Source organism: Pseudomonas putida (genome assembly GCF_001976065.1).
Lineage (GTDB): Bacteria > Pseudomonadota > Gammaproteobacteria > Pseudomonadales > Pseudomonadaceae > Aquipseudomonas > Aquipseudomonas serbica.
The window spans coordinates 716,143-731,902 of sequence record NZ_MNAH01000003.1; the positions used below are offsets into that span (position 1 = coordinate 716,143).

A 15,760-nucleotide genomic window follows, 5' to 3' on the forward strand; every position below is an offset into this window, starting at 1 on the left:
CATATTGGTTCTTAGGGATTGAATAATGAAAAAAGCATTGCTGACCCTTTCTGCACTGGCGTTGTGCGTAGCAGCCGGCTCCGCGCTGGCAAAGGAATACAAGGAATTGCGTTTTGGTGTTGACCCTTCCTATGCACCGTTCGAGTCGAAAGCGGCCGACGGCAACCTGGTAGGTTTCGACATCGACTTGGGTAATGCGATCTGTGCCGAGTTGAAGGTCAAGTGCAAATGGGTCGAGAGCGATTTCGACGGCATGATTCCTGGTCTCAAGGCCAATAAATTCGACGGTGTCATCTCTTCGATGACCGTCACCCCGGCCCGCGAAAAAGTCATCGACTTCTCCAGCGAACTGTTCTCCGGCCCGACCGCTTACGTGTCCAAGAAAGGTTCCGGCATCACGGCAGACGTCGCTTCGCTGAAAGGCAAGACCGTCGGCTACGAACAAGGCACCATCCAGGAAGCCTATGCCAAGGCCGTTCTGGACAAGGCTGGGGTGAAAACCCAGGCCTATCAGAACCAGGACCAGGTGTATTCCGACCTGACTTCCGGTCGTCTCGACGCCGGGATCCAGGACATGCTGCAAGCTGAACTTGGCTTCCTGAAGTCGCCAAACGGCGCCGGTTACGAAATCAGCAAACCCGTCGACAGCGAACTGCTGCCAGCCAAGACTGCAATCGGTATTAAGAAAGGTAACACCGAGCTGAAAGCACTTTTGGATAAAGGTATCAAAGCGTTACACGATGATGGCACCTATGCCACCATTCAAAAGAAACACTTTGGCGATCTGAACCTGTACAGCGGCAAGTAATGCCCGGCGCCCATCTCGTGATGGGCGCTTTTTTCATCCGATCAGGTTGCTGATTTATGTTCGAAACCCTATTACAAAACCTGGGGCTTTCCGCCTTCAGCCTCAAGGGCTTTGGCCCGCTGCTGATGGAAGGTACCTGGATGACCATCAAGTTATCGGCGATGTCGCTGCTGGTGGCCGTGTTGCTCGGTCTGCTGGGCGCCAGTGCCAAGCTGTCAAAAGTCAAATTGCTGCGCCTGCTTGCCCAGTGCTACACCACGCTGATTCGCGGGGTGCCAGACCTGGTGCTGATGCTGCTGATCTTCTACAGCCTGCAAACCTGGCTGACGTCGCTCACCGACTACATGGAATGGGAATACATCGAGATCAACCCGTTCAGCGCCGGGGTACTGACCCTGGGCTTCATCTACGGCGCGTATTTCACCGAAACCTTCCGCGGCGCCATCCTCGCCGTGCCTCGCGGCCAGGTCGAAGCGGCCACCGCCTACGGGCTCAAGCGCGGCCAGCGTTTCCGTATCGTGGTGTTCCCGCAAATGATGCGCTATGCCCTGCCGGGTATCGGCAACAACTGGATGGTCATGCTCAAGGCCACTGCACTGGTGTCGATCATCGGCCTCGCCGACCTGGTCAAGGCTGCCCAGGATGCAGGTAAAAGCAGTTATCAACTGTTTTACTTCCTGGTACTCGCCGCCCTGATCTACCTGGCGATCACCAGTGCCTCCAACGTCATTCTGCGCTGGCTCGAACGCCGCTACGCCGCCGGTACCCGGGAGGCCGTACGATGATCGAACTCCTGCAGGAATACTGGAAAGCCTTCCTTTACACCGATGGCCAGAACATCACCGGCCTGGCCATGACCATGTGGTTGCTCAGTGCGTCGATCTTCATCGGCTTCATCGTCTCGATTCCGCTGTCGATCGCCCGGGTCTCACCGCACTTCTACATCCGCTGGCCGGTGCAGTTCTACACCTACCTGTTTCGCGGCACGCCTTTGTATATCCAGCTGCTCATCTGCTACACCGGGATCTACAGCCTGGCCGCCGTACGCGCGCAACCGATACTCGACAGTTTCTTCCGCGATGCGATGAACTGCACCATCCTGGCCTTCGCCCTGAACACCTGCGCCTACACCACGGAGATTTTCGCCGGGGCGATCCGCAGCATGGCCCATGGTGAAGTCGAAGCAGCCAAGGCCTATGGCCTGACAGGCTGGAAGCTGTACGCCTACGTGATCATGCCTTCGGCCCTTCGTCGCTCGCTGCCCTACTACAGCAACGAAGTGATCCTGATGCTGCATTCGACCACTGTGGCATTCACCGCGACCATCCCGGACATCCTGAAAGTCGCTCGGGACGCCAACTCGGCGACCTTCCTGACCTTCCAGTCGTTCGGCATCGCCGCGCTGATCTACCTGACCGTCACCTTTGCGCTGGTCGGCCTGTTCCGCCTCGCCGAACGCCGCTGGCTGGCCTTCCTCGGGCCGACCCACTAGGACCCGCTTCGGGATAAGAAAAAAATGCGCCACCAGATACACGACCTGCTGGCCCCCTTGCCGGGGACCGCACGACAGATCCACAGTTTTCATTTCGGCCCACAACCGGCCAAGGGCAAGATCTACATCCAGTCATCCCTGCACGCCGATGAAATGCCCGGCATGCTGGTGGCATGGCACCTCAAGCAACGCCTGGCCGAGCTGGAAGCCGCTGGCCGACTGCGCAGCGAAATCGTCCTGGTGCCCGTGGCCAACCCGGCCGGCCTGGAACAGGTGCTGATGGATGTACCGCTGGGCCGCTATGAGCTCGAAAGCGGGCAGAACTTCAACCGCTGGTTCGTCGATTTGAGCGAAGAGGTCGGCAATGCGATCGAAGGCCAACTCGGCGACGACCCGCAGCGCAACCTCGAACTGATCCGCGACAGCCTGCGCCAAGCCTTGGCACGCCAGACCGCCAGCACCCAGTTGCAATCCCAGCGCCTGACCCTGCAACGGCTGGCCTGCGATGCCGACATGGTGCTGGACCTGCATTGCGATTTCGAAGCTGTCGCCCACCTGTACACCACGCCCGAGGCCTGGTCGCAGGTCGAGCCGCTGGCCCGCTACATCGGCGCCCAAGCCAGTCTGCTGGCTACCGATTCCGGCGGCCAGTCGTTCGACGAGTGCTTCACCTTGCTCTGGTGGCAGTTGAAAGAGCGGTTCGGCGAGCACTTCGACATTCCCTTGGGCAGTTTTTCGGTCACCGTCGAACTGCGCGGCCAGGGCGACGTCAGCCACCCGTTGGCGAGCCTCGACTGCCAGGCGCTGGTCGATTACCTGATCCAGTTCGGCGCGATTGCCGGTGAACCGGCGCCATTGCCCGACCTGCCCTACCCGGCCACTCCCCTGGCCGGCGTGGAACCTGTGGCGACGCCGATCGGCGGGTTGCTGGTGTTCAGTGCGCTGCCGGGGCAATACCTCGAAGCCGGGCAAGTGATCGCCGAAATCATTGACCCGATCAGCGACCGCGTCACGCCTGTCCATTGCACCGCCGCCGGCTTGATGTACGCCCGTTCGCTGCGGCGCATGGCCACGGCTGGCATGGTGATCGCCCACGTCGCGGGCGCCGAAGCCTATCGCAGCGGCTACCTACTTTCGCCTTGAGGATGCATGCTCCATGTACAAACTGACCATTGAAGGCCTGCATAAAAGCTATGGCGATCATGAGGTGCTCAAGGGCGTTTCGCTCAAGGCCAACACGGGCGACGTCATCAGCCTGATCGGTGCCAGTGGCTCCGGGAAAAGTACCTTCCTGCGCTGCATCAATTTCCTCGAACAACCCAACGACGGCGCCATGAGCCTCGACGGCCAAGCCATTCGCATGATCAAGGATCGTCACGGCATGCACGTGGCCGATGCCGATGAACTGCAACGGATCCGCACCCGCCTGGCCATGGTGTTCCAGCATTTCAACCTGTGGAGCCACATGACGGTGCTGGAAAACATCACCATGGCCCCGCGCCGGGTGCTGGGCTGCAGCAAGCAGGAAGCCGAAGACCGTGCCCGGCGTTACCTCGACAAGGTCGGGCTGGCGGCGCGCGTAGCGGATCAGTACCCGGCATTCCTTTCCGGTGGCCAGCAACAACGAGTGGCGATTGCCCGCGCGTTGGCGATGGAGCCGGAAGTGATGCTGTTCGACGAACCGACCTCGGCACTGGACCCGGAACTGGTGGGTGAAGTACTCAAGGTGATCCAGGGCCTGGCCGAAGAAGGCCGGACCATGATCATGGTCACCCACGAAATGAGCTTCGCGCGCAAAGTGTCGAGCCAGGTGTTGTTCCTGCACCAGGGCCTGGTGGAGGAAGAAGGCGCGCCGGAAGACGTACTGGGCAACCCCAAAAGCGAGCGTCTTAAACAGTTCCTCAGCGGCAACCTGAAGTAACGGTCGCAGTTGAAAGGGGAGCACGGGCTTCCCTTTCATTTGAGGTTCAGCCACTGGCGTGCTCAAGCCTGAAGCTGCCGTTCTCCACCTCGATTCCTTCAGCGTCCAGACCACGGAAACTACCGGCAAACTGTGCGTCGCCTCCCACCGTCAACTCAAGCGCCCCTCGATACAGCTCCGCTTCCGAGTCGCCCGTCACATGGATGATCATGGGGGAGCGCTCACTCAGCCCCAGATGAAACCTGCCACTCTCGATACCGCGCGGCAGATAGACGTAAAACGCTTTGTCCTGACCATTGCTCGCCCCCAGGCAGTGCAGGCCCGGCTGCTCGAAATAGTCGAGCGTGGGCGCCGCTCGAAACGCGAGGGGCTCACTCGCACTCTGCGCGATCAAATCGGCACGCAAATGCCCCGCACGAACTGACTTCATCTGAATATTCCTTTTCCTGTTCATGGACAACGGCGCGCGGTCGGCTTTCGCAAAATGCGCCAGCGCGACCGGTGCAGCGATAAAACCACGGCCAATCGGCCAATAGGTTTCAGCCACTAACACAGTTATTTCCGAATATGAAAAGTGCGCGGATGGCGCAGCGGCAAGTGAGCCGAGCCAGGCATTTGATTAAACCTTTGCCAGCCCGACGTGGTCATTGAAAGAAGCCTTTCAGAGCGCATGCGGCCCGAATGGGAACCCAAAACGACTTCGCAAAACGCTGGTTTGCCGCTCGCGACTGGAAGCCGTTCGACTTCCAGAAACAGGTATGGGCGGCCGTCGAGCACGGGCAGTCCGGGTTGCTCCATGCCAGCACCGGCGCCGGCAAGACCTATGCGATCTGGTTTGGCGCACTCAATCGCTTCGCTTGCTGCTCCCCGACTGTTGAAACTTCGCGTAAACGAAAAGTAGTTTCTCCCCCCCTGACAGTCCTGTGGATTACCCCGATGCGCGCCTTGGCGGCGGACACCGCCCGCGCGCTGCAAGGGCCGTTGCCAGACCTGCAGATTCCGTGGAGCGTCGGCCTGCGTACGGGCGATACCAGCAGCAGCGAACGCGCGCGCCAGAGCCGGCGCCTCCCTACCACCCTGATCACCACGCCGGAAAGCCTCACCCTGATGCTTGCCAGGGCAGACGCGGCAACGGCGCTCGCGACGTTGCGCATGGTGGTGGTCGACGAGTGGCACGAACTGCTCGGCAACAAACGCGGCGTGCAACTGCAATTGGCCCTCGCCCGTCTGCGCCGCTGGAATCCGCAATTGATCGTATGGGGCGTTTCCGCAACGCTGGGTAATCAAGCCCACGCCGAACAGGTTTTGATCCCACAGGGAGGCGGCGTCAGTGTAGAAGGCCGCACGCCAAAGAAACTGCAGGTCGACACGCTGCTGCCGCCCGAGATCGAACGCTTTCCATGGGCCGGACATATCGGTCTGAAAATGTTGCCGCAGGTCGCCGCGCAACTGGAAGCCAGCGCCAGCAGCCTGGTCTTCACCAACACTCGAGCGCAATCGGAGATCTGGTATCAGGCGTTGCTGGAAGCGCGGCCGGACTGGGCCGGGCTGATCGCACTGCACCACAGTTCGTTATCCCGTGAAACCCGTGACTGGGTGGAGCGCGCCCTCAAGGAGGGTCAACTCAAGGCGGTGGTCTGCACCTCCAGCCTGGATCTGGGAGTGGATTTCCTGCCGGTGGAACGGGTGCTGCAAATTGGCTCGGCCAAAGGCGTGGCGCGGCTGATGCAGCGTGCGGGCCGATCGGGGCATGCGCCGGGGCGGATTTCACGGGTGACACTGGTACCGACGCACAGCCTGGAGCTGATCGAAGCGGCAGCGGCACAGGACGCGGTGGCGCAACGACGGGTCGAACCTCGAAAGTCACCCCATAAACCTCTGGATGTGCTGGTCCAGCATCTTGTCAGCATGGCCCTGGGCGGTGGGTTTGTGCCCGATGAATTGTTTGATGAAGTACGCACAGCCTGGGCTTATCGTGATCTCACCCTGGCGGACTGGAGCTGGGCCCTGGCTTTCGTACGCCATGGCGGACTTTCCCTGACAGCCTATCCGGATTACCGCCGGGTCGAACCGGATGAACAGGGAATCTGGCGGGTACCCGATGCGCGACTTGCCCGACGCCACCGCATGAGTATCGGCACGATTGTCAGCGATGCGAGTATTCAGTTGAAGTTCTGGAGCAAGGGCGGCGGCGGCAAGCAACTGGGCAGTGTTGAAGAAGGTTTCATCGCACGGCTCAAACCCGGTGACGGTTTTCTGTTTGCCGGTCGCCTGCTGGAATTGGTGCGCGTGGAAAACATGACCGCCTATGTCAAACGCAGCACCGTGAAGAAAGCCGCGGTGCCGCGCTGGAATGGCGGGCGCATGCCACTTTCCAATGAACTGGCACAAGCGGTGGTCGAGCGGTTCAGTGCAGCGGCGCACGGCGAGTTCAGTGGCCCGGAAATGCAGGCATTGCGCCCTCTGCTGGAGGTGCAGCAACGCTGGTCTGGTTTGCCGACGTCGCAATCGTTGTTGGCCGAGTCGCTGAAGTCCCGTGAGGGCTGGCACTTGTTCCTGTATCCCTTCGCCGGCCGCCAGGTGCATCTGGGCCTCGCGAGTTTGATGGCGTGGCGAGTCAGCCAGCAGCAGGCACTGACATTTTCCATAGCGGTCAATGATTACGGGCTGGAACTGCTCAGCGCCACCCCTGTGGATTGGGCGCAGGCATTGAACCCCGACCTGTTCAGTCCAGAGCATTTGCTGGCGGATGCACTCGCCAGCCTGAATGCCGGAGAACTGGCCTTGCGGCGCTTTCGGGAAATCGCCCGGATCGCCGGACTGGTGTTCGCCGGTTACCCCGGCGCACCGAAAAGCACACGTCAGGTTCAAGCGTCGAGCGGATTGTTTTTCGAGGTGTTCAGACAGTACGACGCGGAAAACCTGCTGTTAGCCCAAGCCGGCGAAGAAGTCCTGCGCGAAGAACTGGATATTCATCGCCTGGAACAGACCTTGGCGCACATCCGTCGTCTGCGTCTCGACCTGCATCTGGTCAAACGTCCTACGCCCCTCGGGTTTCCACTGCTGGTGGAACGTATGCGCGAGAGCATGAGCTCGGAAAAACTCGCCGACCGCATCAGGCGCATGGTCAGCGACCTCGAGAAAACCGCCGGTATGGGGAAAGCACGATGAGTTCGCCCTACCCCGTGCGCCTGGCCGGTGAGGAGCTTTGGCTGCTGCCGGAAAAAGCCCTCTACTGGCCAGCGCAACATGCCCTGTTGATCGCCGACGTGCATTTCGGCAAGGCCGCCGCTTACCGAAGCCTTGGCCAACCGGTCCCGCAGGGCACCACCCGCAGCAATATCGCCGTGCTTGACGGACTGCTGGCCAGCTTGCCTTGCCGACAGCTGATTTTCCTCGGGGACTTTCTTCACGGACCGGGCTCACATGCGAGCGCCACCCTGAACGCCTTGGCTGACTGGAGAGCACGCTACGCCGAAATGCCGATGACGTTGATTCGCGGCAACCACGACAGGCGCGCCGGGGACCCGCCGGCTTCGTTGAACATTCGCGTGGTGCCTGAGCCCTTGCTGCTGGGGCCGTTCGCCTTGCAACACGAACCCAAGCCGCACCCGCAACGGCACGTGCTCGCCGGGCACGTGCATCCGGTTTATCGCCTGAACGGACGGGGTCGGCAGAGCCTGCGATTGGCCTGTTTCAGACTTGGCGGGGATATCAGCCTGCTACCCGCCTTTGGCGCGTTTACCGGCGGCTATCAGGTTGAACGGGACGACGACTGCAGGATTTTTGTCATCGGCGACAACGAAATTTGGCCGGTGTCCTTGTAGGAGCGAACTTGCTCGCGATGGACGTTAACGCTGACGCGGGCTTCCCGGGAAAACGCATTGCCCTCACGTTCTTCGCGAGCAAGCTCGCTCCTACAAACACCGGCAAACGCAGGCGATGTCAGGCAACCGGCGCAGGAGGCGGTTCGTCGGGCAAAGTGGGCTCGCCGGGTTCGGTCGGTTGTTCGTTGGGGGTATCGGGATCAGGCTGGCCGGGGATGCCACCGGCCATGCTGATTGGCGGGTGTGCCAACAAGGACCAGGCCAGGACGCCAACCTGATTGGGCTCAAGCCTTGCCAGTTCGGCACTTATACGCGGGTCGATCTTCATAAAGCACTCCTGGGCGATGGCCCGACCCGCTTTGCGCGAATCGGAACAGTACATTCCATAGAGTGTACGCGCGCCCAGGAATTCCCACGGTTCGTCAGACGGCTGACTCAGGTACGCGGCAGAGTGACGCCGCGCTGGCCCTGGTATTTGCCGCCACGGTCCTTGTAGGACACTTCGCACTCTTCGTCCGATTCAAGGAACAGCATCTGCGCCACGCCTTCGTTGGCGTAGATTTTCGCCGGCAGATTGGTGGTGTTGGAAAACTCCAGGGTCACGTGGCCTTCCCACTCAGGCTCGAGCGGCGTGACGTTGACGATGATGCCGCAACGCGCATAGGTGCTCTTACCCAGGCAAATGGTCAATACATTGCGCGGAATGCGGAAGTATTCGACAGTGCTGGCCAGCGCGAAGGAGTTCGGCGGAATGATGCACACGTCACTGTGGATGTCGACGAAGCTGCCGGCATCGAAGTTTTTCGGGTCGACGATCGCCGAATTGATGTTGGTGAACACCTTGAAGTGATTGGTGCAACGCACATCGTAGCCGTAGCTGGACACGCCGTAGGAGATCACCCGGCTATCGTCGCTGCCACGCACCTGGCGCTCGACGAAAGGGTCGATCATGCCGTGTTCCTGCGCCATGCGGCGAATCCACTTGTCCGATTTGATGCTCATGGCGGGTGTCCTGAATAGCGAGGTGGAAAAAATCTGTCCGGCATCTTACCGGGCGCGCCGCCGGGTTCAAAGTCCGCGCTGCAATTCCTCGCCAGACATCCAAGAATTACCTGCATTGGCGACGAACCGACACACCGTCGATCCTTAAAACAGAGAAACCTTCGCAAGAAGCATTGGCACGTTCCGGAAAAAGGGTTAAGGTGGCGTCACTGTGCTGCTTGTGTCACTGAGAATCTCTACACGATATGTTGAATTTCGATCCAACCATCTACAAGAATTTTTCCTGCTCTTTGCACTCAGTCTCGGCCAGGGTTTTTCCTGAGTCGCAGTTATCTTTGTTCAAGGAGTTACACCATGTCTAATCGCCAAACCGGTACCGTTAAGTGGTTCAACGATGAAAAAGGCTTCGGCTTCATCACTCCACAATCCGGTGACGACCTGTTCGTTCACTTCAAAGCTATCCAATCCGACGGCTTCAAAAGCCTGAAAGAAGGCCAACAGGTTTCTTTCATCGCTACCCGCGGTCAGAAAGGCATGCAAGCTGAAGAAGTTCAAGTTATCTAACTTGTACTTGCTTTAGTAAAAAGCCCCGCCCTCAACAGCGGGGCTTTTTTGTGCCCGCCTGTTTTTGTCGGGCAAAAAAGATCGCAACCTTCTACAGCTCCAACAGAGGATTGATGTACACCCTGTAGAAGCTGCCGAAGGTTGCGATCTTTTTGCGTTTACCAGGTCACGCCAAATCCGGCCGTGTATCGGGTCTTGTCCAGGTCAGCATCATCGGTGCCGTCGATAATGTCCCGCTCAGCCTTGAGGTTCAGCGATGCCCAGTCTGTCACCTTGTAACGCAAGCCCATCTCGGCATCCAACGCGTATTCGGCCACGCCCGACAACGGCTTGCCCACCTCGCCATTGGTGAAGAATTCGACTTTCTTGCCAATCAGGTAACGGTTGTAGTCCCACTTCATCGCGACAGAATAGAAGTTCTCTTTGCTGCCATCGCTGAATTGATAATCCGTGCGGTTGACCAGCGAGCCCAGGGAGAATGCCCCCAGCTCGTTATCCCAGAACTGATAACCAGGACCGGTGCCGACAGTACGCTGACGGGAAAGGTCTTCGACCTTGTCACGCTTGTACACCAGGCGACCTTGCCAGAACCATTTTTCCGTCAGAAAGCGATCGAGGGAGTACTCTGCGCGCCAATTATCCGTAGTGACCACGTCATCCTGGAATTCGCGGTTGTACTCGCCTTCTGCAGTATGCCGCCACCGACCATGGCGTGCCGTAGTCTTGAAATCGATGTCGTAATCGTCGGTATCCTTGTCAGCCCGCTGATAATCGAGCGCCGCATCGATATTGCCTTTCCACACCAGGTCTTCGACCACCGGCTTGGGCTTGAGGATTTGCTGGACACTCGCCAGCTCGACCGTCTTGGGCGCCTCACCGTTTTCCAGGGTGACCTTGCCATCCTCTGCCGTATGCAGCGACTTGGCCTTCTCGCCGGTGTAGGCGTCCTGCTTGACCAGCAACTCCTGATCGCTTTCCAGGGTCTTGACCTGCTTCCAGTCGATCGGGACCGCCCCCGCATATTCAGTCTGGACCAGCAACTTGCCGCCATCGAACAGGATGATCTTGCCGCTCAGCTTGTCACCGTTCTTCAACCAGACGGTATCTGCGAGCAAGGGAGTGGAGGCACTGACAACAGCGAGGCATAGCAACGTTCTGGACAACATAAGCAAATACAGGCTCAGGTTCGCGAAAAAAAGTCGGCATTATTCGCAGGAATAAGACCCTAGCAAGGACTGACCCGACTATTTCTAATGAGTTCATTTCTCAATTGGCGATCCAGCCTTTACTCTACAGACGGTACTGCGAACGACTTCAGGAACTGCGAACGTGATCGAGCCAACCGAACAACCCGACAGTGCCGCGCAAATCCGACGCACGGCGCTCTACCTGACACTCGCGCAAGTACCCGAAGGCAAGGTCGTGAGTTATGGTCAACTCGCCGAACTGGCGGGACTGGGACGCGCCGCTCGCTGGGTCGGCAGGACACTGAGCCAACTGCCCGGCGACAGCAAATTGCCCTGGCACCGCGTGCTCGGTGCCGGCGGGCGCCTGAGCCTGCCCGCAGGCAGTGCTTCCGGGGACGAACAACGTGCGCGATTGCGCATGGAGGGCATCAGTATCCAGAATAATCGTGTTGATATTCAGCGCCATGGGTGGCGCCCGGTAGAGCACAGCGGTTAGAGTGCGCGCTTTGTTTCCGTATTTCTTGAGGCAGACTCCAGCCCATGCCCCGTAAAACCTGGCGCGCCGCGCTTGCTGCCTATGCCAGCCCTTCGACGCTCGTACTGTTACTGCTGGGTTTCGCCGCCGGCCTGCCCTACATGCTGGTGTTCTCGACGCTTTCGGTCTGGTTGCGTGAAGCCGGTGTGGCGCGCGAAACCATCGGCTATGCGAGCCTGATCGGCCTGGCTTATGCCTTCAAATGGGTCTGGTCCCCCCTGCTCGACCAGTGGCGCCTTCCGCTGCTCGGCAAACTCGGCCGACGACGTTCCTGGCTGGTGCTGTCGCAAGGGCTGGTCATTCTCGGCCTGGTCGGCATGGGTTTTTGTGACCCGCAAAAGCATTTGTCCTGGCTGATCGCCATCGCGGTGGTCGTCGCGTTCGCCTCGGCAACCCAAGACATTGCGGTGGACGCCTACCGCCTGGAAATCGCCGACGACAGTCGCCAGGCGGCGCTTGCCGCCAGTTATATGTCTGGCTACCGCATCGCGGCACTGCTGGCCACGGCCGGCGCACTGTTCTTTGCCGAGGGCTTCGGCTCCACCGGGTTCAACTACAAGCATTCGGCATGGGCCGGCACTTACCTGTTGTTCGGTGCCCTGATGGTCCCGGCGCTGCTTACCTCTTTCGTCATGCGCGAACCTTCGGTACCCCTGCGTACGCAACTGCAGGCCGGACGCTACAGTTTTGCGCATCAACTGGCTTCGGTGTTCGTCCTGATCGTGCTACTGGTCTCCGTACCAGCGATGTTTACCCAGCTCTACAACACCGACTTCGCCAGCGTGCTGTTCGAAGGCGTGAGCCTGCTCGACCTGCTGCTTGAAGACCGCGCGTTCCTGCGCGCGATCCTCTACACCACGCTCACTGCCCTGTGCCTCTCGGCCATCGGGCGCCGGGGGTTGGCGCCGGTGCTGACGCCGGTCAACGACTTCATCCTGCGCTATCGCTGGCAAGCGCTACTGCTGCTGGGGCTGATCGCGACCTACCGGATGTCCGATACGGTCATGGGCGTCATGGCCAACGTGTTCTACATCGACCAGGGTTTCACCAAGGATCAGATCGCCAGCGTCAGCAAGATCTTTGGCCTGATCATGACCCTGGTAGGCGCCGGCATGGGCGGCCTGTTGATCGTGCGCTTTGGCATCCTGCCAATCCTGTTCATTGGCGGCGTAGCGTCGGCGGGCACCAATATATTGTTCCTGATGCTCGCTGACATGGGCGCCAACCTGAACATGCTGATCCTCACCATTTCCCTGGACAACTTCAGTTCGGGCCTGGCGACCTCGGCGTTCGTCGCCTACCTGTCGAGCCTGACCAACCTCAAGTTCTCCGCCACCCAATACGCCCTGCTCAGCTCGATCATGCTCTTGCTGCCGCGCCTCATCGGCGGTTATTCAGGCGTCATGGTCGAGAAATTCGGTTACCACAACTTCTTCCTGATCACCGCCCTGCTGGGGGTTCCGACGCTGCTGCTGATCGCCCTGCACTGGTTCCAGGAGAACCGTCGCGCAGGTCCTACACCGACGCCGGAACCGGTTCCGACCCAGGTTGTGGAAGAATCCTAGGAAACAATCGCAGAAATCCTACAGAGGACGGAGGCAATTCCGTCCTCCTGCCACCGCACCGACCGCACGCCTGTACGCCAGCGGAACTCGCCCGTACAATGCTCCGTCATTTCTCGTCATCAGCAATCGATAACGGCCAACCATGCGCACCAGTCAATTTTTGCTTGCCACACAGAAAGAAACGCCTTCCGACGCGGTCGTGATCAGCCATCAGCTGATGCTGCGCGCCGGCATGATCCGCAAACTCGCCTCGGGCCTGTACACCTGGCTGCCGATGGGCTTGCGAGTGATGCGCAAGGTCGAAGCCGTCGTTCGCGAAGAAATGAATGCCGCCGGTTCGCTGGAAGTGTTGATGCCAAGCACTCAACCGGCTGAGCTGTGGCAGGAATCAGGGCGCTGGGAAGAGTACGGCCCTGAATTGCTGCGCTTCAAGGATCGCCACGGTCGCGACTTCTGCGCCGGCCCGACCCATGAAGAAGTCATCACCGACCTGATGCGCAACGAATTGAGCAGCTACAAGCAGCTGCCGATCAACCTGTATCAGATCCAGACCAAATTCCGTGATGAGATCCGTCCACGCTTCGGTTTGATGCGCGGCCGCGAATTCATCATGAAGGACGCCTATTCGTTCCACGCTGACCAGCCTTCGCTGCAGGTTACGTACGACCGCATGCACCAGGCGTACTGCAATGTGTTCACCCGCCTGGGCCTGAAGTTCCGCCCTGTAGAAGCCGACAACGGCTCCATCGGCGGCGCCGGTTCCCACGAGTTCCACGTGCTGGCCGAGTCCGGCGAAGACGATATCGTTTTCAGCAACGGTTCCGACTACGCGGCGAACATCGAGAAGGCCGAAGCCGTGCCACGCGAGACCTCGCGCGCGGCGCCGACCGAAGAACTGCGTCTGGTCGACACCCCGAACGCCAAGACCATTGCGCAACTGGTCGAAGGCTTCAACCTGCCGATCGAAAAGACCATCAAGACCCTGATCGTGCATGCCGAGGAAGAAGGCAAGTTGATCGCCCTGATCATCCGTGGCGACCACGAACTCAACGAAATCAAGGCGGCGAACCAGCCAGGCGTGGCCAGCCCGCTGGTCATGGCCAGCGATGCCGAGCTGCGTGACGCCATTGGCGCCGGCGCCGGCTCCCTGGGCCCGTTGAACCTGCCACTGCCAATCATCATCGACCGTTCCGTCGAGCTGATGAGTGACTTCGGCATCGGTGCCAACATCGACGACAAGCACTACTTCGGCGTGAACTGGGAGCGCGACCTGCCAGTACCGACCGTGGCCGACCTGCGTAACGTGGTCACCGGCGACCCTAGCCCCGACGGCAAGGGCACCCTGGAAATCAAGCGCGGCATCGAAGTCGGGCACATCTTCCAGCTGGGCAACAAGTACAGCAAGGCGATGAAGTGCGAAGTGCTGGGCGAGAACGGCAAGCCGGTGACCCTGGAAATGGGCTGCTATGGCATCGGCGTCTCCCGCGTGGTCGCGGCTGCCATCGAGCAGAACAACGACGACAAAGGCATCATCTGGAGCGACACCCTGGCCCCCTTCCAGGTTGCCCTGGTGCCACTGCGCTACGAAACCGAACTGGTTCGCGAAGCCACCGACAAGCTGTATGCCGAACTGACTGCTGCCGGCTTCGAAGTACTGCTGGATGACCGCGACAAGAAAACCAGCCCGGGCATCAAGTTCGCGGACATGGAGCTGATCGGCATTCCTCACCGGATCGTGGTCAGCGACCGCGGCCTCGCCGAAGGCAACCTGGAATACAAGAGCCGTACCGAGGCCGAGCCGCAAGCGCTGCCCGTCGCTGACGTACTGCCTTTCCTTCAGGCCCGTATCCGCCGCTGAAACCAGATAGAGACGTCATGTTCAAGCGAAACACCTTAGGCCTCGGTGGTGCCGCCCTGTGCGGCACCCTGCTGGTCAGCGGCTGTGCCAACCACATGTCACAACGCAGCGAGCACGAGGAACGAGTCGAGCGAAAACTGCTCGACCATAGCCTGCAGATCGATGTTGGCGAGCCCAAGGTGCTTGAGCTGCCGCAACGTCGGGTGAAAATCCACGAGCAGAAGACTTTTGAAGTCACCGAGTTCGAGGTCACCCGCCATTACGATCGCTACACCCCGTACCAACCCTGGCGGGAGGTCTACGAGATCCCGCTGGGCGCGGTCGCGGTGGTGGCCGGTGTCGGCGCCAATGTGGCCAACGTGTTCGCCCTGGGCAATCTGCCGGACAGCATGACCAAGGACTGGTTCAGCTACGGCTTCGCCGGGCTCAACCCGTTCATGAACGTGCAGTCCCATGGACGCGCTCAGCAGAACCTGGCCGGTATCGATGAAGTCCAGCTCGACAAGCGCACGGAGTATTCGAGCCTGCCCTGGAGCGAGCGCCCAGTCGAAGTCAAGGCCGGCAAGGAAACCTTCGAGCTGAGCACCGACAAGAATGGCGTATTGCGCCTGAACCTGCTGGACAGCCCGTTCGCCGAACATGACCTCAATCACCTGACCAAGCTGCAGATCAACGTCCAGGACGCCAAGGACGAAGTGCACAGCGATTCGTCGCTGGCGCTGAGCAGCACCTTGCGCGGCAAGTTGCTCGAAGCCCATGGGTTGATTTACGACGACCTGGAAGATGACGAAGTGAGCCAGTGGGTTCACCGAGTCAAGCGCCTGTCGGAGCTGGGTCTGGAAGAAGAAGCCACCGAACTGGAACAGAGCCTGATCGAACTGACCCGCAACGACCCCGAGTTGCAGGCCGAATTCCTCAAATCCCTGACCAAGGATGCCGGGCGACTCGTGGCGGCGGATCCCCGTCCGAACTGAGGCGCCTGTTAAAAGATCGCAGCCCCT

Annotated in this window: 16 protein-coding genes; 12 read left to right on the forward strand and 4 right to left on the reverse strand. The window is 59.9% G+C overall.

Annotation, left to right across the window (positions count from 1 at the left end; genetic code table 11):
- The first annotated feature begins 25 nt into the window (after window positions 1–25).
- The 5 genes from BKX96_RS14515 to BKX96_RS14535 are packed head-to-tail and all read left to right on the forward strand — an operon-like array spanning window position 26 to window position 4,221.
- Complete coding sequence (locus tag BKX96_RS14515) at window positions 26–808, forward strand: transporter substrate-binding domain-containing protein (RefSeq protein WP_046816568.1); 783 nt, start codon at window positions 26–28, stop codon at window positions 806–808.
- 56 nt (window positions 809–864) lie between these two features.
- Window positions 865–1,593 carry an ABC transporter permease gene (locus tag BKX96_RS14520; RefSeq protein WP_046816567.1) on the forward strand — a complete coding sequence of 243 codons (729 nt, stop codon included), beginning with the start codon at window positions 865–867 and terminating at the stop codon, window positions 1,591–1,593.
- Window positions 1,590–2,300 carry an ABC transporter permease gene (locus BKX96_RS14525; RefSeq protein WP_046816566.1) on the forward strand — a complete coding sequence of 237 codons (711 nt, stop codon included), beginning with the start codon at window positions 1,590–1,592 and terminating at the stop codon, window positions 2,298–2,300. Before BKX96_RS14520 ends, BKX96_RS14525 begins: the two co-directional genes overlap by 4 nt.
- 24 nt (window positions 2,301–2,324) lie before the next feature.
- Window positions 2,325–3,443: a succinylglutamate desuccinylase/aspartoacylase family protein gene (locus BKX96_RS14530; protein ID WP_077184390.1), complete on the forward strand. Its 1,119-nt coding sequence runs from the start codon at window positions 2,325–2,327 to the stop codon at window positions 3,441–3,443.
- 13 nt (window positions 3,444–3,456) lie between these two features.
- The gene (locus BKX96_RS14535) at window positions 3,457–4,221 is read left to right on the forward strand and encodes an ABC transporter ATP-binding protein (RefSeq protein ID WP_020797089.1); all 765 of its coding nucleotides are present in this window, start codon (window positions 3,457–3,459) and stop codon (window positions 4,219–4,221) included.
- A 46-nt stretch (window positions 4,222–4,267) separates the two neighbouring features.
- On the opposite strand, the gene BKX96_RS14540 is transcribed toward BKX96_RS14535, so the two are convergent.
- Complete coding sequence (locus tag BKX96_RS14540) at window positions 4,268–4,768, reverse strand: hypothetical protein (RefSeq protein WP_248686066.1); 501 nt, start codon at window positions 4,766–4,768, stop codon at window positions 4,268–4,270.
- A 134-nt stretch (window positions 4,769–4,902) separates the two neighbouring features.
- On the opposite strand from BKX96_RS14540, the gene BKX96_RS14545 reads away from it, so the two are divergent.
- Both BKX96_RS14545 and pdeM read left to right on the forward strand, forming a co-directional pair.
- Window positions 4,903–7,392: a ligase-associated DNA damage response DEXH box helicase gene (locus BKX96_RS14545; RefSeq protein ID WP_077184396.1), complete on the forward strand. Its 2,490-nt coding sequence runs from the start codon at window positions 4,903–4,905 to the stop codon at window positions 7,390–7,392.
- Window positions 7,389–8,048 carry a ligase-associated DNA damage response endonuclease PdeM gene (gene pdeM, locus BKX96_RS14550; RefSeq protein ID WP_077184399.1) on the forward strand — a complete coding sequence of 220 codons (660 nt, stop codon included), beginning with the start codon at window positions 7,389–7,391 and terminating at the stop codon, window positions 8,046–8,048. The genes BKX96_RS14545 and pdeM overlap by 4 nt, the downstream gene beginning before the upstream one ends.
- A 118-nt stretch (window positions 8,049–8,166) precedes the next feature.
- On the opposite strand, the gene BKX96_RS14555 is transcribed toward pdeM, so the two are convergent.
- Both BKX96_RS14555 and dcd read right to left on the reverse strand, forming a co-directional pair.
- Window positions 8,167–8,376: a hypothetical protein gene (locus BKX96_RS14555; RefSeq protein WP_017336784.1), complete on the reverse strand. Its 210-nt coding sequence runs from the start codon at window positions 8,374–8,376 to the stop codon at window positions 8,167–8,169.
- 107 nt (window positions 8,377–8,483) lie between these two features.
- Complete coding sequence (gene dcd, locus BKX96_RS14560; RefSeq protein ID WP_046816561.1) at window positions 8,484–9,050, reverse strand: dCTP deaminase; 567 nt, start codon at window positions 9,048–9,050, stop codon at window positions 8,484–8,486.
- Window positions 9,051–9,404: 354 nt separating this feature from the next.
- On the opposite strand from dcd, the gene BKX96_RS14565 reads away from it, so the two are divergent.
- Window positions 9,405–9,614: a cold-shock protein gene (locus BKX96_RS14565; protein ID WP_002554837.1), complete on the forward strand. Its 210-nt coding sequence runs from the start codon at window positions 9,405–9,407 to the stop codon at window positions 9,612–9,614.
- 158 nt (window positions 9,615–9,772) lie between these two features.
- On the opposite strand, the gene BKX96_RS14570 is transcribed toward BKX96_RS14565, so the two are convergent.
- A complete protein-coding gene (locus tag BKX96_RS14570; RefSeq protein WP_077184402.1) occupies window positions 9,773–10,780 on the reverse strand; it encodes a DUF481 domain-containing protein in 1,008 nt (335 codons plus the stop codon).
- Window positions 10,781–10,916: 136 nt separating this feature from the next.
- Between BKX96_RS14570 and BKX96_RS14575 the strand changes: the two genes are divergently transcribed.
- The 4 genes from BKX96_RS14575 (at window position 10,917) to BKX96_RS14590 (ending at window position 15,733) form a co-directional block, all read left to right on the forward strand.
- Window positions 10,917–11,297: an MGMT family protein gene (locus tag BKX96_RS14575; RefSeq protein ID WP_178134187.1), complete on the forward strand. Its 381-nt coding sequence runs from the start codon at window positions 10,917–10,919 to the stop codon at window positions 11,295–11,297.
- A 44-nt stretch (window positions 11,298–11,341) separates the two neighbouring features.
- Window positions 11,342–12,901, forward strand: a complete 1,560-nt coding sequence (locus BKX96_RS14580; protein ID WP_046816558.1) for an AmpG family muropeptide MFS transporter — start codon at window positions 11,342–11,344, stop codon at window positions 12,899–12,901.
- A gap of 142 nt (window positions 12,902–13,043) precedes the next feature.
- Window positions 13,044–14,759 (forward strand): proline--tRNA ligase, encoded by a 1,716-nt coding sequence (locus BKX96_RS14585; protein WP_077184405.1) that lies wholly within the window; start codon window positions 13,044–13,046, stop codon window positions 14,757–14,759.
- A gap of 17 nt (window positions 14,760–14,776) precedes the next feature.
- Window positions 14,777–15,733 carry a hypothetical protein gene (locus BKX96_RS14590; RefSeq protein WP_046816556.1) on the forward strand — a complete coding sequence of 319 codons (957 nt, stop codon included), beginning with the start codon at window positions 14,777–14,779 and terminating at the stop codon, window positions 15,731–15,733.
- Window positions 15,734–15,760: the final 27 nt, after the last annotated feature.

What these genes read in the sequence shown, in the direction of transcription:
- BKX96_RS14515 (WP_046816568.1), top strand. Translation starts at nt 26, where the DNA reads ATGAAAAAAGCATTGCTGACCCTTTCTGCACTGGCGTTGTGCGTAGCA.
- BKX96_RS14520 (WP_046816567.1), top strand. Translation starts at nt 865, where the DNA reads ATGTTCGAAACCCTATTACAAAACCTGGGGCTTTCCGCCTTCAGCCTC.
- BKX96_RS14525 (WP_046816566.1), top strand. Translation starts at nt 1,590, where the DNA reads ATGATCGAACTCCTGCAGGAATACTGGAAAGCCTTCCTTTACACCGAT.
- BKX96_RS14530 (WP_077184390.1), top strand. Translation starts at nt 2,325, where the DNA reads ATGCGCCACCAGATACACGACCTGCTGGCCCCCTTGCCGGGGACCGCA.
- BKX96_RS14535 (WP_020797089.1), top strand. Translation starts at nt 3,457, where the DNA reads ATGTACAAACTGACCATTGAAGGCCTGCATAAAAGCTATGGCGATCAT.
- BKX96_RS14545 (WP_077184396.1), top strand. Translation starts at nt 4,903, where the DNA reads ATGGGAACCCAAAACGACTTCGCAAAACGCTGGTTTGCCGCTCGCGAC.
- pdeM (WP_077184399.1), top strand. Translation starts at nt 7,389, where the DNA reads ATGAGTTCGCCCTACCCCGTGCGCCTGGCCGGTGAGGAGCTTTGGCTG.
- BKX96_RS14555 (WP_017336784.1), bottom strand. Translation starts at nt 8,376, where the DNA reads ATGAAGATCGACCCGCGTATAAGTGCCGAACTGGCAAGGCTTGAGCCC.
- dcd (WP_046816561.1), bottom strand. Translation starts at nt 9,050, where the DNA reads ATGAGCATCAAATCGGACAAGTGGATTCGCCGCATGGCGCAGGAACAC.
- BKX96_RS14565 (WP_002554837.1), top strand. Translation starts at nt 9,405, where the DNA reads ATGTCTAATCGCCAAACCGGTACCGTTAAGTGGTTCAACGATGAAAAA.
- BKX96_RS14570 (WP_077184402.1), bottom strand. Translation starts at nt 10,780, where the DNA reads ATGTTGTCCAGAACGTTGCTATGCCTCGCTGTTGTCAGTGCCTCCACT.
- BKX96_RS14580 (WP_046816558.1), top strand. Translation starts at nt 11,342, where the DNA reads ATGCCCCGTAAAACCTGGCGCGCCGCGCTTGCTGCCTATGCCAGCCCT.
- BKX96_RS14585 (WP_077184405.1), top strand. Translation starts at nt 13,044, where the DNA reads ATGCGCACCAGTCAATTTTTGCTTGCCACACAGAAAGAAACGCCTTCC.
- BKX96_RS14590 (WP_046816556.1), top strand. Translation starts at nt 14,777, where the DNA reads ATGTTCAAGCGAAACACCTTAGGCCTCGGTGGTGCCGCCCTGTGCGGC.